The sequence below is a fragment of the Actinosynnema mirum DSM 43827 genome, from assembly GCF_000023245.1.
Taxonomy (GTDB): domain Bacteria; phylum Actinomycetota; class Actinomycetes; order Mycobacteriales; family Pseudonocardiaceae; genus Actinosynnema; species Actinosynnema mirum.
In genome coordinates this window covers 7665401-7682085 of record NC_013093.1, presented here as the reverse complement: position 1 = coordinate 7682085, position 16685 = coordinate 7665401, and the positions used below count along the sequence as shown (strand labels likewise).

Below are 16685 nucleotides of genomic sequence, written 5' to 3'. Positions count from 1 at the left end.
CGTGACCACGGTCCTTATTTGCGACGACCGGCGCAGTGTGCGGGAGGGTCTCACCCGCGTGATGTCGGCTGTCCCAGGGGTTAGCCGCATCGACTGCGTAGCGCACGGTGACGAGTTGTTGGCACGCTTCTCCCGTCAGCCGGTGGACGTCGTCCTGGTTGGCACGCAGCGCGCCGTCCCCACCGGGGTGGAAGCGACCCGGCGACTCGTCTCGGCCAATCCGCAGGCAAACGTCATAGTCTTCGGCGCACCCGACGACGCGGGCAGCATCGCCGCCGCGATCGCGGGTGGGGCTCGTGGCTACCTCCGCTGGGACGCCTCGCGCCCCGAGCTGGTGGCCGCGCTCGCCCACACGCTCGCGAGCACCTCGGTGCCCGCACCGCGCCAGCCCTCCGATCCGGGGGTCCAGCTCACCGAGCGGGAGCTCCAGGTGCTGCGCGGCATGAGCCAGGGCAAGAGCAACGGCCAGATCGGCCGCGAGCTCTACCTGTCCGAGGACACGGTGAAGACGCACGCCCGCAGGTTGTTCCGCAAGCTCGGGGTCCGGGACCGCGCTCAGGCCGTCGCGCACGGCTTCCGCCGCGGTCTCGTGTCCTAAGGGCGAGGCGGAGGAGCAAGACCGCCAGGCGGGTGGCGCCGCCCTGGCCGCAGGTGCCGACCCGGCGACGGGCGCACCGCGGCCGGAGCAGGGTCACCCGCACCGCTGAACCGGCGCCGCGCACCTCGGCGGCCAGACCACGCGCCACCCGGCGCCGCACCCGCAGCCCTCCGGTCTCCCGACCGCTCGGCGACGCGGGGCGCACTGCCGCGCGCACCAGCGCGGTCGGTGCGCGGCGGTCACCCGGAAGCGCGATCACCCGGCAGCACGTTCGTCGTGGCGCCCGCTCCACCGGGCGCCACGACGCACCCCGCCTCTCGGCCGCCACCGGACTACCCGGTAGCGCGGCCAGGCACACCTCGGACCGGCCGGCGGGACCTGAACCCCGTCGCTCGTTCCGGTGACGCCACCCGTTCCGGGTTCCCTCGGTCCGGGAACCGCGATCCGGTGAACCGGCTCGTGGTCCCGGCCGCGGGCCCGGAGCACCGGCGGGGTGATCGCCAGGCACCCCCAGGACGTCGACCGTTGAAGCCCGCGCGCAGCCGGGGTGGAGGCGGACGGCGGCCCGGACCGCCGGGCAACCGTGCCGCGGGGTGATCGCGCCACCGGGCGACAGCGCCACCGGACCGCCGGGCGGAGGGCGACCGGAACCGGGACTACCGGAACCGGCCCCGCCCACCTCGGGCGACCCACCCCGGCAATCGGGTGAGGGCGACCGGGTCTCGGGCGACCTACCCCATGACGGGGTGCGGGCGGCTGGGCCTCGGGCTACCCACCCCGGCGATCGGGTGAGGGCGTCCGGGCTTCCGGTGACCCGCCTCGGCGACGAGGTCCGGGGCTCGGGGTCGTGCCGTCGGGTCCGCGTGGCCTGATTCGGGTGACCCCCGCTCGGGAAACCGGGCCGGGGCCACCCGGCAGCCACCGGTCCGCCGGGGGAGCCCGACCGGGCGCTCACCAGGGGTCCTCCGGGCCCCGCCGGGGCGCCCGGCGCGGTTCAGCGGGAGCAGGCCACTGTTCGTACCCCTGTCGTCGACCATTCGGACGTCGGAGCGGTACGGTAGGGCCTCACCGGTACGGGCGACGCGTGCGCCCGTGCTGTTCGTTGTCGGTACGCCTACTCGTAACACCAGGGCTGTTGTCTGCGATGACCAACTTGGGGGACGGACTGGACGCCGAAGTGGGCGCAGCCGTCGATGGCGACCGCCACGCGATCGAGCGACTGCTGGCGTCGATCCGGCCCCTCGTGGTGCGGTACTGCCGCGCCCGTGTCGGCAGGCAGGAGAGGTCGTTCGCCTCGGCGGACGACGTGGCCCAGGAGGTGTGTCTCGCCGTGCTGACGGCGTTGCCCAGCTATCGGGACCAGGGGCGGCCCTTCCTCGCGTTCGTCTACGGGATCGCCGCCCACAAGGTGGCCGACGCGCACCGGTCGGCCGCCAGGAACCGGTCCGAGCCGGTCCCCGAGGTCCCCGACGCCCCGGAGACGGAGGCGGGCCCCGAGCAGCGGGCCATGCAGGGCGAGCTGTCGGGGCGGATGGCGCAACTGCTGAAGATCCTGCCGGAGAAGCAGCGGGAGATCCTGCTGCTTCGCGTGGTCGTCGGCCTGTCGGCCGAGGAGACCGCGACCGCGGTCGGTTCCACGCCGGGCGCGGTACGGGTGGCGCAGCACCGCGCCCTCGCACGCCTCCGCAAAGCACTCGCTGCGGAGGAGGTGGTCTGAGTGGCCGACCAGCACGAGAAGGGCAACGGAGAAGTCGTGCGCGGACAGGACGAGAGAACCCCGCTCACCCCTGACGATCCGGTGGTCGAACCGGGCGACGACCTGGCAGGCATCCGAGCCGACGACGCGCTCCTCGACGCGCTCGGCGGGCGGGACGGCGATCGGCCGGACTCGCTCGTCGACGACGAGTTGAACGCGCTGCTCATGGCCTGGCGGGACGAGGTCGACAGCAGTCCGGTGGGTGAGCTCGTGGACACCGACACAGCCGTGGCGACGATCGCCGCCGCGCGACCCTCCCCGCCGAGCAGGCACCGCTTCCTGATCCCGCTGGCCAGCGCCGCGGCGATCGTGGCGATCGCCTTCACCGGGGTCAGCCTGGTCGCCCGCGACGCGCTCCCCGGCGATTCCCTCTGGGGCCTGACCAGGGTCCTGTACTCCGATCACGCGAAGTCCGTCGAGGCCGCCGTAACGGTGAAGTCCGACCTGGACACCGCCCGCGCCGCGCTGCGCCTGGGCAACCTGGTCGACGCCCGCGCCGCGCTCGCCAACGCGGGCGCGCACCTGCCGTCCATCCTGGCGTCCGACGGCAAGGAGGAGCTGGTCCAGACCCACTCCTCGCTGATGGACCGCCTCACCAGCACGGGCCCCGCGCCGTCGTCCTCGTCGGCCGTCGTGCCGCCGAACCCCGGCACGACCGCGCCCGCGCCGACGTCCACCTCGGACCCGCTGCCGACCACGCAGCCCGTGACGTCCAGCACACCCAGCCCGCCGCCGTCGTCCAGCACGACGGCCGAGCCGCCCAGCCCGTCCGGCGAGACGCAGCCCGCCCCGCCGCCCGCGAGCGACCCGAACGGCGGCAACTCGACCTCCAGCGAGCGCAACGGCGAGCAGTCGCCCGCCAAGGAGCAGGCGACCCCGTAGTCCTCCCCGGACCGCCCGGCGGCCGGAACCACCGGAGCCCGCCTCCCCTCGGGGAGGCGGGCTCCGGGCGTTCTCGGGGACGTCCGCGCGGGACGTGGCGCGAACGGGTCAGCGGGCCCGCCGCACCGGCCGGGCGGGGGTCAGCGGGCGCTCTCCGACGCGGTCGCCCCGTCGGCGTACCCGCGGCAGTACTCCCAGCTCACGTAGTCCGCCGGGTCCGGGTCGTAGGCGGGCTCGTGCGGGCGCATCCGGCCGTCCGCCAGCAGCTGCTCCAGGCTCGACCGCAGCAGCGCCCAGTCGTGGTAGTGCGGCTCGTCGCACTCGCCGCAGTCGACCACGATGCCGCGCACCCCCTTGGGTTCGAGCAGCGCCTGGTAGACCGCGAGGTCGCTCAGGTCGCCCACCAGCTCGGCGCGCTCGGCGTCGTCCATCGGCGGGTGGTCGTGCTCCTCGGCGGGGTCGCCCAGGGACCGCGCCGGGTCCTCCGGGTCTCCCGCGAACGGGTCTGGTGGCAAAGCGTCGTGCGGCACGACCACGCACGGTACCGGGCCGACCGCCGAACCGGTCCGGATACCATGGGTCGAACCCGTCGCCGCCTGCGGAAAACCCACTCCTCGGGCGGCGGGACTCAGCGCACGACGGAAGGCAAGCCAGCAGCCATGACCAGCGAGCTGAACGCTGACGGTGTCCCGAGCAAGTTCGCCATGCTGGGACTGACCTTCGACGACGTACTGCTGCTGCCCGCCCAGTCGGAGATCGTGCCGAGCGGGGTCGACACCAGCACCCGCCTGTCGAGGAACATCGTCCTTCGCGTGCCACTGGCCTCCGCGGCCATGGACACCGTCACCGAGGGCCGCATGGCCATCGCGATGGCCAGGCAGGGCGGCATCGGCGTGCTGCACCGCAACCTCTCCGTCGAGGAGCAGGCCCGGCAGGTCGAGACCGTGAAGCGCTCCGAGGCGGGCATGGTCAGCGACCCGGTGACCTGCTCCCCCGGCGACACGATCAAGCACGTCGACGACCTGTGCGCCCGCTACCGCATCTCCGGCGTCCCGGTCACGGACGAGGCGGGCAAGCTCGTCGGCATCATCACCAACCGGGACATCCGGTTCGAGGTCGACTACAGCCGCAAGGTCGCCGAGGTCATGACCAAGGGCCCGCTGATCACCGCCCAGGTGGGCGTGTCGGCCGAGGCCGCGCTGGGCCTGCTGCGCCGCCACAAGATCGAGAAGCTGCCGATCGTCGACGGCGACAACAAGCTGCGCGGGCTCATCACGGTCAAGGACTTCGTCAAGACCGAGCAGTACCCCAACGCCTCCAAGGACCCCGACGGCAGGCTGCTGTGCGCCGCCGCCGTGGGCGTGGGCGAGGACAGCTTCACCCGCGCGATGGCGCTGGCCGACGCGGGCGTCGACGCGATCATGGTCGACACCGCGCACGGCCACCAGCGCAACGTGCTGGAGATGGTCGCGCGGATCAAGAAGGAGGTCGGCGAGGCGGTCGACATCGTCGGCGGCAACGTCGCCACCCGCGCGGGCGCGCAGGCGCTGGTCGACGCGGGCGCGGACGGCGTGAAGGTCGGCGTCGGCCCCGGCTCCATCTGCACCACCCGCGTCGTCGCGGGCGTGGGCGTGCCGCAGATCACCGCCATCTACGAGGCGGCGCTGGCGTGCCGCCCGGCGGGCGTCCCGGTCATCGGCGACGGCGGCATCCAGTACTCCGGCGACATCGCCAAGGCCATCGCGGCGGGCGCCAGCGCGGTCATGCTCGGCAGCCTGCTCGCGGGCACCGCCGAGTCGCCCGGCGAGCTCGTGCTGGTCAACGGCAAGCAGTTCAAGACCTACCGGGGCATGGGCTCGCTGGCCGCGCTGCGCGGTCGCGGCGAGGGCAAGTCCTACTCGAAGGACCGGTACTTCCAGGACGACGTGCTGTCCGAGGACAAGCTCGTCCCCGAGGGCATCGAGGGCCGGACCCCCTTCCGGGGCCCGCTGTCGCAGGTGGTGCACCAGCTCGCGGGCGGTCTGCGGGCGGCGATGGGCTACACCGGCTCCCAGTCGATCCCGCAGCTGCAGGACGCGCAGCTGGTGCGGATCACGGCGGCCGGGCTCAAGGAGAGCCACCCGCACGACATCACCATGACCGTCGAAGCCCCGAACTACACCACCCGCTGACCAGGCGGATCTCGCGGAGAAGAGGACAACAGTGCGCGATCTGGTCGAGATCGGCATGGGCAGGACCGCCCGGCGGGCCTACGAGCTGGACGACATCGAGATCATCCCGTCCCGGCGGACCAGGTCCTCCAAGGACGTCTCGACGGCGTGGCAGATCGACGCCTACCGGTTCGAGATCCCCCTGATCACCCACCCCACCGACGCCATCGTGTCGCCCGGCACGGCCGTCGCGGTCGGGGAGCTGGGCGGTCTGGGCGTGCTCAACGCCGAGGGCCTGTGGGCCCGGCACGCCGACGTGGACGAGGCGCTGTTCCGCCTGGTCCAGTCGGTGGAGGACACCGACGACCCGGCCGCGCCGGTGAAGGTGCTCCAGGAGCTGCACGCCGCCCCGGTGCGGATGGACCTGGTCGCCCAGGCGATCAAGCAGGTGCGCGACTCCGGCGTCACGGTCGCGGTGCGGGTCAGCCCGCAGCACGCGGCCGAGTTCACCCCGGACCTGCTGGCCGCGGGCGTGGAGATCCTGGTCGTGCAGGGCACGATCATCTCCGCCGAGCACGTGTCCCGCGACGGCGAGCCGCTGAACCTGAAGTCGTTCATCGCCGACCTGGACATCCCGGTCATCGCGGGCGGCGTCGGCGACTACCGGACCGCGATGCACCTCATGCGCACCGGCGCGGCGGGCGTCATCGTCGGCTACGGCTACACGCCGGGCGTCACCACCAGCGACTCGGTGCTGGGCATCGGCGTGCCGATGGCGACCGCCATCGCCGACGCCGCCGCCGCGCGCCGCGACTACCTGGACGAGACCGGTGGCCGCTACGTGCACGTCATCGCCGACGGTGGCGTGCTGACCAGCGGCGACGTGGCCAAGTCGATCGCCTGCGGCGCAGACGCGGTCATGCTGGGCGAGCCCCTCGCGGGCGCCGCCGAGGCCCCTGGCCAGGGGCTGTACTGGACCGCGGCCTCCGCGCACCCGTCGGTGCCGCGCAGCCACGTGTCCACCGGCGTCGACCAGGTCGTGGACCTGCGGAGCCTGCTGTTCGGGCCGTCGGTCGACCCGCGCGGCGTGACGAACCTGTTCGGGTCGCTGCGCCGGGCGATGGCGAAGACCGGGTACTCGGACCTCAAGGAGTTCCAGAAGGTCGGGCTGACCATCCGGGGCTAGTTCCCCTGCGGTTCGCCGTGCCGAGCCCCGCTCGGGTCCCGTGAGGGCCCCGGCGGGGCTCTTCGCGTTCGGCGGGGGTCCTTACCCCGTGCGGGTGAGGCTCGGGCCGCCCCCTAACCGGAAGTGGATCACCCCGTGATCCGTAGGCTTGTGCCCCGTGATCGATGACCTCTTCTCCGGAACGGCCGACGACCAGCGGGAATCCGAGCCCGCGCGCAGACCGCCGTTCGCCCGCAGGCGTCACGTCCTGGTCGTCCTCGCCGCGGTCCTGGCGCTCGTCGTGCTGCTGGTCGTCGTCGGGTCCTTCATGGTGGGGGACCTGAGCGGGTACAGCGCCACCACCCTGCGATTCTGGACCGACTAGACCCTCGCGGGAGCGAGAGCGGCAGTGAGAGCTGTGGCGAGAGCGGCAGTGAGAGCAGCAGCGAGAGCTGTGGCGAGAGCGGTGCCCCGTGACCCGAAGTCGCGGGGTCCGCTGAACCGGTTGAGCACTGGGCGTTACCCGGAGTCGCACGTACTGTCGGCCCATGGCGGAACCCGGTGAGGGCGTCGACCACGACGTCGTGGTGGTGGGGTCGGGGTTCGGCGGCAGCGTCGCGGCGCTGCGGCTGACCGAGAAGGGGTACCGGGTCGCGGTCGTCGAGGCCGGGCGGAGGTTCTCCGACGACGAGTTCGCCGAGACCTCGTGGGATGTGCGGCGGTACCTGTGGGCGCCCGCGCTCGGGTGCTACGGCATCCAGCGGGTGCACGTCCTGCGGGACGTGGTGGTGCTGGCCGGGGCCGGGGTCGGCGGTGGGTCGCTGGTGTACGCGAACACGCTGTACCGGCCGCCCAGCGCGTTCTTCCTGGACCGGCAGTGGGCGCACATCACCGACTGGGAGTCGGAGCTCGCCCCGCACTACGACCAGGCCAGCCGGGTGCTGGGGGTGGTGGCCAACCCCGACCGCACGCCGAGCGACGTGGTGCTGGAGCGGGTCGCGGAGCGGATGGGGGTCCGGGACACCTACCGGCCCACGCCGGTGGGGGTGCACTTCGGGCGGCCGGGGGAGGTGGCCGCCGATCCGTACTTCGGCGGGGTGGGGCCTTCGCGGGCCGGGTGCACGCGGTGCGGGGCGTGCATGACCGGGTGCCGCGTGGGGGCCAAGAACACGCTGGTCAAGAACTACCTGCACCTCGCGGAGCTGGCGGGCGCGCGGGTGCTGCCGATGAGCACGGCGACCGAGGTCCGGCCGCGGGGGGACGGGACCTGGGCGGTGCGGATCAGGCGCACGGGTGGGCCGCGGTCGGCGGAGCGGGTGCTGACGGCGGGGCAGGTGGTGCTGGCGGCCGGGGCGTGGGGGACGCAGCGGTTGCTGCACCGGATGCGCGACGACGGGGTGCTGCCGGGGCTGTCGCCGAGGTTGGGGGAGCTGACCAGGACGAACTCGGAGGCGATCACGGGGGCCGGGAGGTTCCGGGTCGACCCAGGGCGGGACTTCAGCGCCGGGGTCGCGATCACGTCCTCGATGCACCCGGACGCGGACACGCACGTGGAGGCGGTGCGGTTCGGGCGGGGGAGCAACCTGATGGGGCTGTTGCAGACCCTGGCCACGGACGGGGGGAGTGCGACGCCCCGGTTCGCGCAGTTCCTGGCCGCGGTGGCGCGCGACCCGGTGCGGGCGGTGAGGTTGCTGTCCGTGCGGAGGTGGAGCGAGCGGACGGTGATCTTGCTGGTGATGCAGAGCCTGGACAACTCGTTGACCACGTTCGGGAAGCGGGGGGTGTTCGGGCGGTGGAGGCTCGGGAGCGGGCAGGGGCACGGGGCGCCCAACCCGTCGTACATCGCGGCCGGGGCGCGGGCGGGCGAGCTGGCCGCCGAGGAGATCGGCGGGGTTGCGGGCGGGGCGATCGGGGAGCTGTTCGACGTGCCGATGACGGCGCATTTCCTGGGCGGGTGCGCGATCGGGGAGGACTGGGGGAGTGGGGTGGTGGACCCGTATCTGAGGGTGCACGGGTATCCGGGGCTGTCGGTGGTGGATGGTGCGGCGGTGTCGGCGAACCTTGGGGTCAACCCGTCGTTGACGATCGCGGCTCAGGCTGAGCGGGCGTTCTCGTTGTGGCCGAATGCGGGGGAGGCGGATACGCGGCCCGCGCAGGGGGAGGGGTATCGGAGGGTGCGGGTGGTGCGGCCTCGGGCTCCGGTTGTGCCGGAGGGGGCGGTGGGGGCGTTGCGGTGAGGTTGGGGCGAGGGCACGAGCTGAAGGTCAAGGGCTGAAGGTCAAGGGCTGAAGGTCAAGAGCTGAAAAGCGCGCCTCGCCGGCGGGGCAGACCTCCAAAAAAGAGGGGGACGGGCTCTGCCGGCCGGTGGCCGTTGGGGTGGTGGTGCGGTTTACCCCTGCGGTGGGCGGGGTCCCTCTTCTCCGTGTGGCCTCCTTTCAGGCAAGCACGCTCGTCAAGACGCCGTTGGGCACCCCGGTCTGCCGCATAGTGCGGCGGCATCTTGACGAGCGTGCTCGGGCTTCGCCAGGCCAAACGGAGAAGAGGGACGCGGGAGTGGGGCTGCGTGGGCTCGCTGCGCTCGCCCCGCAGCCCGCGAGGCGGTCAGCGTGCGAAGTGGTCAGCCCGCGAGGCGGTTGGCCTGCGGGGCGGGGGTGCGGTCGGGGTGCGGGGGCTGGGGTTAGAGGGCGATGCCCGTCAGGACCACGGTGCGCTCCTCGGTGAAGTCCTCCATCGCCGAGCGCACGCCCTCGCGGCCGGTGCCCGAGCCCTTCACGCCGCCGTACGGCATCTGGTCCGCGCGGTACGACGGGACGTCGCCGACGATCAGGCCGCCTACCTCCAGCTCCGCCGCCGCCTCGAAGGCCACGGTCACGTCGCGGGTGAAGATGCCCGCCTGGAGGCCGTAGTCGGTGTCGTTGACCTGGGTGAAGGCGTCTTCCACGCTGTCCGCCACGGAGACCGCCAGGACCGGGCCGAAGGCCTCCTCGCGCCACAGCTTGGCGTCGCGCGGGGCGTTCAGGACCACGGTCGGCTCCAGGGACGAGCCGATGCGCTCGCCGCCGGTGAGCAGGTCGGCGCCCGCGTCCACGGCCTCCTGGATCCAGGACTCGACGCGCTTCGCGTTGTCCTCGTCCACCAGCGGCCCCACCTCGACGGCCGGGTCGTGCGGGTCGCCGGTGATCAGGTCGCGGACGGCCTCCACGAGCAGGGGGACGAACTCGTCGGCGGCGTCGCGGTGCACGATCACGCGCTGGACCGCGATGCACGACTGGCCCGCCTGGTAGTTGCCGAACGTGGCGATCCGCTGCGCCGCGCCCGCCAGGTCCGGCCAGTCCGGCAGGATCACGGCCGCGCTGTTGCTGCCCAGCTCCATCACCACGTGCTTGCGCGGCGCGGCCTCGGTGATGCCCCAGCCGACGCTCGTGGAACCGGTGAACGACACCACGGGCAGGCGCTCGTCGGTGATCAAGGACTTCATGTCGCGGCCCCGGACGGGGAGCACGGAGAACGCGCCCTCGGGGAAGCCCGCCTCGGCCAGGACCTCGCCCAGCAGCAGGGCCGACATGGGGGTGGCGGACGCGGGCTTGACCACCACGGGGGCGCCCACGGCCAGCGCGGGGGCGACCTTGTGGGCCACCAGGTTCAGCGGGAAGTTGAACGGGGACACCGCCAGCACCGGGCCGCGCGGGGCCCTGCGGACCAGCGCCATGCGGCCCTCGCCGCCCGCGTCGGTGTCCAGGCGCTGCAGCGTGCCGGAGAACCTGCGGGCCTCCTCGGCGGCGAACCGGAAGACGTTGACCGCGCGGGTCACCTCGACCTCGGCCCACTTGAGCGGCTTGCCGTTCTCGGCGGTGATCGTCTCCGAGATCTCCTCCGCGCGCTCGGCCAGGCCGCGCGAGACCCGCAGCAGGGCCTCGGCCCGCACGTGCGCGGGGGTGCGGCGGAAGTCCTTGGCGACGGCGGCGGCTGCGGCGACGGCGCGCTCGACCTGCTCCGGGCCGGGCACGGCGACCGTGGCCACCTCGGTGCCGTCGAAGGGGTGGAGGACCGCCAGCGTCTCTGCGCCCTGCTCTGGGCGGCCTGCGATCCAGCAGGGGCGCGGCTCCGGGGTGAACGCTTCCATGGCACCACCGTAGGCCCGCGCGGGCCCCCGAGCGCTAACGATCTTGAAAGTGTCGCCGCACGTAGCCCGAGTGGCCCAGGTAGAGGCGGTCGTGGCCCTCGGCGCGCTGCTTCCCGAACTCGGGCAGCTCGCGGATCATCCGCACCATGTCCGCCAGGCGCTCCAGGACCAGGTCGGCCAGGCCCGTGGCGGGAATCCCGTACGACTCGAACAGCAGCAGCGCCCGCCGCCACTGCTCGTCCGGCTCGCCCCACTCGGGTGACAGCGGGGCCAGCGTGTAGGCGGTGTACGCCAGGTCCCAGGCGCGCGGGCCCGGCCTGGCCCAGTCGAAGTCGATCACCCCGACCGGCGCGCCGTCCCGGAACACCACGTTGTACGGCGCGAGGTCGCCGTGGCACACCACCTCGGCGGGCTCCAGCGCGGGCCGCCGCCAGCCGGTCAGGCCGACCAGGCCGGTCGACGCGTCGTGCAGCCGCCGCACCAGCCGCGCCACCGCGACCAGCACGTCGTCCCCGCGCAGGTGCTCCGGGACCGGAGGGTGCGCGACCTCGCCCTCCAGGTACGACAGCACCTCCCTGCCGCGCTCGTCGAACCCCCGCGGGACCGGTGACGCGCCGAGCGGCGCGAGGCGTTCCAGCAGGCGGTGCACGGTCGGCGTCCACGGCCCCGCGGTCCGGCGCACGGTCGCCCCGACCCGCGACACGGCCGTCATCCCGCCTCCGGTGAGCAGCTCCTCCTCCACGTCTGACATCCTTCACCTGCGCGAACCCGAGGGCGAAGCGGTTTTCCCCGGTGGGTTCCCCATCCCGAAGCAGACCGAGCCCGACCAGTCGCAGGAGGTCTTGGCCCAGTGGCCGACAGCAGCAACCGCCCCGTCCTGGTGGTGGACTTCGGCGCGCAGTACGCGCAGTTGATCGCACGCCGGGTCCGCGAGGCCCAGGTGTACTCGGAGGTCGTCCCGCACACCACCCCGGTGGCCGAGCTGCTGGCGAAGGACCCCGCGGCCATCGTGCTGTCCGGCGGCCCGTCCAGCGTGTACGAGCCCGGCGCGCCCCAGGTGGACCCCGCCCTGTTCGACGCGGGCGTCCCGGTGTTCGGCATCTGCTACGGCTTCCAGGCGATGGCGGGGGCCCTCGGCGGCACCGTCGAGCACACCGGAACCCGCGAGTACGGCCGCACCGAGCTGGTCCTGCCCCCGACGAGCGGCGTGCTCCACGACGACCTGCCCGGCACCCACCCGGTGTGGATGAGCCACGGCGACTGCGTCACCGGCGCCCCCGAGGGCTTCACGGTGACCGCGTCCAGCGACGGCGCCCCCGTGGCCGCCTTCGAGAACCGCGAGCGGCGCTTCGCGGGCGTCCAGTACCACCCGGAGGTCGGGCACTCCCCGCACGGCCAGGAGGTGCTGCGCCGGTTCCTGCACGAGATCGCGGGCATCCGGCCGCAGTGGACCACCGCGTCCATCGTGGAGGAGCAGGTCGAGCGCATCCGCGCCCAGGTCGGCGAGGGCCGCGCGATCTGCGGCCTGTCCGGCGGCGTGGACTCGGCGGTGGCGGCGGCGCTCGTGCAGCGCGCCATCGGCGACCGGCTGACCTGCGTGTTCGTCGACCACGGCCTGCTGCGCGCGGGCGAGCGCACCCAGGTGGAGCGCGACTTCGTGGCCTCCACCGGGGTCAACCTGGTCACCGTCGACGCGCGGCAGCGGTTCCTCGACGCGCTCGCGGGCGTGACCGACCCCGAGGAGAAGCGCAAGATCATCGGCCGGGAGTTCATCCGGGTCTTCGAGCAGGCCGAGCGCGACCTCAAGGCCGAGGGCGACTACGGCTTCCTCGTCCAGGGCACGCTCTACCCGGACGTGGTCGAGTCCGGCGGCGGCGCGGGCGCGGCGAACATCAAGAGCCACCACAACGTCGGCGGCCTCCCGGACGACCTGCAGTTCGAGCTGGTCGAGCCGCTGCGCGCGCTGTTCAAGGACGAGGTGCGCAAGGTCGGCGCCGAGCTGGGCCTGCCGGAGACGATCGTGCAGCGCCAGCCGTTCCCCGGCCCCGGCCTGGGCATCCGCATCATCGGCGAGGTGACCGCCGAGCGGCTGGACATCCTGCGCAAGGCCGACGCCATCGCCCGCGAGGAGCTGACGGCGGCCGGTCTGGACCGCACGATCTGGCAGTGCCCGGTCGTGCTGCTGGCCGACGTGCGCAGCGTCGGCGTGCAGGGCGACGGGCGCACCTACGGTCACCCGATCGTGCTGCGGCCGGTGTCCAGCGAGGACGCCATGACCGCCGACTGGACCCGCCTGCCCTACGAGGTGCTGGAGCGGGTGTCCACCCGCATCACCAACGAGGTGGCCGAGGTCAACCGGGTCGTGCTCGACGTGACGAGCAAGCCGCCGGGCACCATCGAGTGGGAGTGAGCCGACTCGTCTCCCCCTGAAGCAGTGAGGAGGGGCCGTCCGAACCGGACGGCCCCTCCTCGCTTCCCCCGTGCGCTCCGCCGCGTCCCCCGACCTGCGGAGCCCCTTCCGACCCCCGGTCTACTGGCGCCTCCGCACCGAGCTGCCCAGCAGCCCCAGGCCGATCACCAGCGCGCCGCCCGCGAGCAGCCAGCGCAGGTCCAGGCCCGGCAGCGCCGAGCCGTCCGTCAGCATGTAGGCGGAGGCGATCAGCGCGGTCACCCCGAAGACCAGGCTCACCACGTCGATCCCCGGCCTGCGCTCGCGAACCTCGTGCTCACTCACGGGTCACCGCCACCTCTCCCAAGCTCGTCCGCAGGTCCAGCTCCACCCTGAGGCCACCGGGCCCGTCCGGGCCGTTCTCGTCCACGGTGACCGTCTGCTGCCTGCCCTGCCGCTCCTGGTCCAGGCACGTCACCACGCCCACGTTGGTGTGGCAGGTCGCCACCACGTCCGCGTTCCTGGGCACCCGCACCCGGATGGTGCCCGCGCCCAGCCGCACGGTCGTGCGCGCCGTCTCGCCCTCGGGAAGGCCCACCAGGTCCAGGTCCACCTCGCCCGCGCCGAACTCGTAGCTCGGCTCCAGCTCGGCCACCGACACCGGCACCGCCGTGATCGACCCGGCCGGGCCGTCGAAGTCGCGGAAGTCCTGGAAGCCCGCGGCCGACGCGAGCACGCCCACCGCGCTCAGCGGCACCGCCAGCCACATCAGCCCCTTGCCGCCGCCCCCGGTCAGCGCGCCGACGAGCATCCCCAGCCCCAGCACGCCCACCAGCAGGCCCGCGACGTGCGGCGGCGTGAACCACGGGTCGTGCTCGGCCGCCACGATCGACGCCGCCAGCACCACCATCGCCGCGCCGAACGTCAGCGGCCCCACCCGCGAACGCCTGCGCCTGCACGGGACCGCCGCCTCGGGCCGCTCCGCCACGGCGGTCGCCCGCTCCGCTCCCGGCTCCGGGAGGTCCCACGCGAAAGGAGCCGCCCCCAGCGGGTCCCACGCGGGCGGCCTGACCGGTTCCGCCGTCCCCCGCTCGTCCACACCCACCTCCTGGTCACTGCCCGCCGCTCGCGCGGCCCCCAAGTCCCTGCGGCCCGGCGCCGTCGGCACCGGGCGGTTCTCCGCGCCCCGTGAGCTGTGCAGCAGGTAGACCGCGCCCAGCGACAGCGCCAGGCCCGACACCAGCGCGAAGCCGCCGTTGAACAGCAGCCCCGACACCGGCAGCCCGGCGAGGGCGAGCAGCACGGTCACCGCGGCCGGCGTCGAGCTGCGCCCCCGGCCGACCAGCGCCTCCAGCGGCGACACCTCGTCGCCCACCTGCGCCAGCAGCAGCCACCCGGCCAGGTAGACCAGCACCCCCGCGCCGTCGCACAGCGCCAGCGCCACGAAGGCGACCCGGACGATCACCGGGTCCAGCTGGTACCGCCCCGCGATTCCCGCGGCGACCCCGGCGACCTTCCGCCCGCCCTGGGGCCGCCTGGGCCTGCTGACCCAGAAGTCCTTGAGCGTCTCCTCGACACCCGCCGCGCTCACGTTCCCGCTCACGACGACAATGGTGCTGCCCGAGCGCCGGTCGGCACATCCGGGAGCCACCCTGATCCCCGTCTCGGGGTTGGACCCTGATGTCCCCGTCCCGCGCGCGTGTGACGATCAGGGGGTGAGCACGCAGGTGGAGACCACCCCGGAGAAGGCGCCCGACCCCGTGCGCAGGCGGCGCACCGGCCGGGTCGTCGCGGGGGTCGCGGGCGGCGTGGCCGAGCACCTGGGCGTCGACGTCTTCTGGGTGCGCGCGGCGTTCGCCATGCTGACCGCGCTGAACTTCATCGGGGTCGTCGCGTACGGCCTGCTGTGGCTGCTCGTGCCGCAGCGGCCCACGGGCGAGGAGGAGCAGCCGCCGAGCGGCCGGGAGCGCCAGCAGGCGCTCGGCCTGGTCGCGCTCGGCATCGCCGCCGCCGTGGTCACCGGGCTCACCTCCGGGCCGCTCAGCGGCTGGATCACCGGCCCGCTCGCGGTCTCCCTGGTCGGCGCGGCCGTGGTGTGGCGCGAGGCCGACGAGGCGCAGCGCAGGCGCTGGGTCGACGGGGCCCGCACCGGCCTGCTCGGCGGCGGGCGCACCGCGATCGTGCGGGTCATGGCCGGGGTGGCGCTGGTCGCCATCGGCGTCGGCGCGGTCCTGGTCAACAGCTACGGCCTCAACCAGCTCCGGTTCGCCCTGCTGGCCGTGGTCGCCACGCTGTGCGGCGTGGGCGTCCTCACCGTCCCGCTGTGGCTCAAGCTGATCAACGACCTGGGCGAGGAGCGCCGGGTCCGCATCCGCACCGAGGAGCGCGCCGAGATCGCCGCCCACCTGCACGACTCGGTGCTCCAGACGCTCGCGCTGATCCAGAAGCAGGCCGAGCAGCCCCGCGAGGTCCGCAGGCTCGCCAGGGGGCAGGAGCGGCAGCTGCGCGAGTGGCTGTACGGCAAGGCGGGGGAGAACGGGCAGCCCAGCACGCTGTCGGCTGCCATCGCCCAGGCCTGCGGCGAGGTGGAGGACGCCTTCGCGCTGAACGTGCAGCAGGTCGTCGTCGGCGACTGCGAGCTGGACCCCAACCTGCTGGCGCTGGTGGCCGCCGCGCGCGAGGCCGTGGTCAACGCGGGCAAGCACGCCGGGGTGGCCGAGGTGAGCGTGTACTGCGAGGTCGAGCCGGAGCAGGTCGCGGTGTTCGTGCGCGACCGGGGCAAGGGCTTCGACCCCGGCGGCGTTCCGGGGGACCGGCATGGCCTCGCGGACTCGATCCGGGGGAGGATGGAGCGGCACGGCGGTGAGACCCGCCTGCGCACGGCGCCGGGTGAGGGTACCGAGGTGCAGCTGCTGATGCCGAGGAGAACGGAGGCCCGCACGTGACCGTACGGGTGTTCCTGGTCGACGACCACGCGCTGTTCAGGGCGGGTGTTCGCGCCGAGCTGGACTCGATCACCGACGACGTCGAGGTGGTCGGGGAGGCGGGCTCGGTCGGCGAGGCCGTCGCGGGCATCGGCAGGCACCGGCCCGACGTGGTCCTGCTCGACGTGCACATGCCCGACGGCGGCGGCGCCGAGGTGCTGCGCCAGGTGCGCAAGGCGCTGCCCGAGGTGGTGTTCCTCGCCCTGTCGGTGTCCGACGCGGCCGAGGACGTGATCGCGGTCATCCGCGCGGGCGCGCGCGGGTACGTGACCAAGACGATCTCCAGCCAGGAGCTGGTGCGCGCCGTCGTGCGGGTGGCCGAGGGAGACGCGGTGTTCTCGCCCCGGCTGGCCGGGTTCGTGCTGGACGCCTTCGCGGACCGACCCGGCGCGGCCCCCATCAGCGATCCCGAGCTGGACCTGCTGACGCCCCGCGAGCGCGACGTGCTCCGCCTGCTCGCGCGGGGGTACGCGTACAAGGAAATCGCTTCAGAGCTGTTCATCTCCGTGAAGACGGTGGAAACCCACGTGTCGAGCGTCTTGCGGAAGACGCAGCTCTCGAACCGGTACGAACTCTCCCGCTGGGCCTCCGACCGGAGGTTGGTCTAGCAGTCGGGCCCCGCGGGCGTCCTGGGGGTC

At 73.6% G+C, this 16685-nt stretch carries 15 protein-coding genes; 10 read left to right on the top strand and 5 right to left on the bottom strand.

The window, feature by feature from the left end; genetic code table 11:
- Window position 1: 1 nt before the first annotated feature.
- From AMIR_RS32400 to AMIR_RS32390, 3 genes are all read left to right on the top strand, one after another.
- On the top strand, window positions 2–598 hold the full coding sequence (locus tag AMIR_RS32400) for a response regulator transcription factor (RefSeq protein ID WP_015805222.1): 597 nt from the start codon (window positions 2–4) through the stop codon (window positions 596–598).
- Between the two features lie 1144 nt (window positions 599–1742).
- Window positions 1743–2315 (top strand): sigma-70 family RNA polymerase sigma factor, encoded by a 573-nt coding sequence (locus AMIR_RS32395; protein WP_015805221.1) that lies wholly within the window; start codon window positions 1743–1745, stop codon window positions 2313–2315.
- On the top strand, window positions 2316–3236 hold the full coding sequence (locus AMIR_RS32390) for an anti-sigma-D factor RsdA (protein ID WP_015805220.1): 921 nt from the start codon (window positions 2316–2318) through the stop codon (window positions 3234–3236). It abuts the gene before it with no gap.
- 140 nt (window positions 3237–3376) lie between these two features.
- Here AMIR_RS32390 and AMIR_RS32385 read toward each other — a convergent pair whose 3' ends face one another.
- The gene (locus AMIR_RS32385) at window positions 3377–3772 is read right to left on the bottom strand and encodes a DUF5319 domain-containing protein (protein WP_015805219.1); all 396 of its coding nucleotides are present in this window, start codon (window positions 3770–3772) and stop codon (window positions 3377–3379) included.
- A 123-nt stretch (window positions 3773–3895) separates the two neighbouring features.
- On the opposite strand from AMIR_RS32385, the gene guaB reads away from it, so the two are divergent.
- The 4 genes from guaB (at window position 3896) to AMIR_RS32365 (ending at window position 8788) form a co-directional block, all read left to right on the top strand.
- Window positions 3896–5407 (top strand): IMP dehydrogenase, encoded by a 1512-nt coding sequence (gene guaB, locus AMIR_RS32380; RefSeq protein ID WP_015805218.1) that lies wholly within the window; start codon window positions 3896–3898, stop codon window positions 5405–5407.
- A 31-nt stretch (window positions 5408–5438) separates the two neighbouring features.
- Window positions 5439–6572 (top strand): GuaB3 family IMP dehydrogenase-related protein, encoded by a 1134-nt coding sequence (locus AMIR_RS32375; RefSeq protein ID WP_015805217.1) that lies wholly within the window; start codon window positions 5439–5441, stop codon window positions 6570–6572.
- Between the two features lie 157 nt (window positions 6573–6729).
- Window positions 6730–6936 carry a hypothetical protein gene (locus AMIR_RS32370; RefSeq protein WP_015805216.1) on the top strand — a complete coding sequence of 69 codons (207 nt, stop codon included), beginning with the start codon at window positions 6730–6732 and terminating at the stop codon, window positions 6934–6936.
- Window positions 6937–7099: 163 nt separating this feature from the next.
- On the top strand, window positions 7100–8788 hold the full coding sequence (locus AMIR_RS32365) for a GMC family oxidoreductase (RefSeq protein ID WP_015805215.1): 1689 nt from the start codon (window positions 7100–7102) through the stop codon (window positions 8786–8788).
- Between the two features lie 440 nt (window positions 8789–9228).
- Here the strand turns inward: AMIR_RS32365 and AMIR_RS32360 are convergent, their stop codons facing one another.
- Entirely contained in the window at window positions 9229–10674 is a 1446-nt protein-coding gene (locus AMIR_RS32360; RefSeq protein WP_015805214.1) for an aldehyde dehydrogenase family protein, read from the bottom strand.
- 34 nt (window positions 10675–10708) lie between these two features.
- Entirely contained in the window at window positions 10709–11425 is a 717-nt protein-coding gene (locus tag AMIR_RS32355) for a phosphotransferase (protein WP_015805213.1), read from the bottom strand.
- 99 nt (window positions 11426–11524) lie between these two features.
- On the opposite strand from AMIR_RS32355, the gene guaA reads away from it, so the two are divergent.
- Window positions 11525–13084 (top strand): glutamine-hydrolyzing GMP synthase, encoded by a 1560-nt coding sequence (gene guaA, locus AMIR_RS32350; RefSeq protein ID WP_015805212.1) that lies wholly within the window; start codon window positions 11525–11527, stop codon window positions 13082–13084.
- Window positions 13085–13204: 120 nt separating this feature from the next.
- On the opposite strand, the gene AMIR_RS32345 is transcribed toward guaA, so the two are convergent.
- Together AMIR_RS32345 and AMIR_RS32340 are read right to left on the bottom strand one after the other, a co-directional pair.
- Entirely contained in the window at window positions 13205–13408 is a 204-nt protein-coding gene (locus AMIR_RS32345; RefSeq protein ID WP_015805211.1) for a hypothetical protein, read from the bottom strand.
- Window positions 13401–14666 (bottom strand): PspC domain-containing protein, encoded by a 1266-nt coding sequence (locus tag AMIR_RS32340; RefSeq protein ID WP_240438748.1) that lies wholly within the window; start codon window positions 14664–14666, stop codon window positions 13401–13403. The genes AMIR_RS32345 and AMIR_RS32340 overlap by 8 nt, the downstream gene beginning before the upstream one ends.
- A 7-nt stretch (window positions 14667–14673) precedes the next feature.
- Between AMIR_RS32340 and AMIR_RS32335 the strand changes: the two genes are divergently transcribed.
- Both AMIR_RS32335 and AMIR_RS32330 read left to right on the top strand, forming a co-directional pair.
- Window positions 14674–16008: an ATP-binding protein gene (locus AMIR_RS32335; protein ID WP_015805209.1), complete on the top strand. Its 1335-nt coding sequence runs from the start codon at window positions 14674–14676 to the stop codon at window positions 16006–16008.
- Window positions 16005–16655, top strand: a complete 651-nt coding sequence (locus AMIR_RS32330) for a response regulator (RefSeq protein WP_015805208.1) — start codon at window positions 16005–16007, stop codon at window positions 16653–16655. The genes AMIR_RS32335 and AMIR_RS32330 overlap by 4 nt, the downstream gene beginning before the upstream one ends.
- The last annotated feature ends 30 nt before the right edge of the window (window positions 16656–16685 follow it).

Bases quoted from the DNA above. Each gene is read 5' to 3' on its own strand.
- AMIR_RS32395 (WP_015805221.1), top strand. From the start codon at position 1,743: ATGACCAACTTGGGGGACGGACTGGACGCCGAAGTGGGCGCAGCCGTC.
- guaB (WP_015805218.1), top strand. From the start codon at position 3,896: ATGACCAGCGAGCTGAACGCTGACGGTGTCCCGAGCAAGTTCGCCATG.
- AMIR_RS32365 (WP_015805215.1), top strand. From the start codon at position 7,100: ATGGCGGAACCCGGTGAGGGCGTCGACCACGACGTCGTGGTGGTGGGG.
- AMIR_RS32360 (WP_015805214.1), bottom strand. From the start codon at position 10,674: ATGGAAGCGTTCACCCCGGAGCCGCGCCCCTGCTGGATCGCAGGCCGC.
- AMIR_RS32355 (WP_015805213.1), bottom strand. From the start codon at position 11,425: ATGTCAGACGTGGAGGAGGAGCTGCTCACCGGAGGCGGGATGACGGCC.
- AMIR_RS32335 (WP_015805209.1), top strand. From the start codon at position 14,674: ATGGTGCTGCCCGAGCGCCGGTCGGCACATCCGGGAGCCACCCTGATC.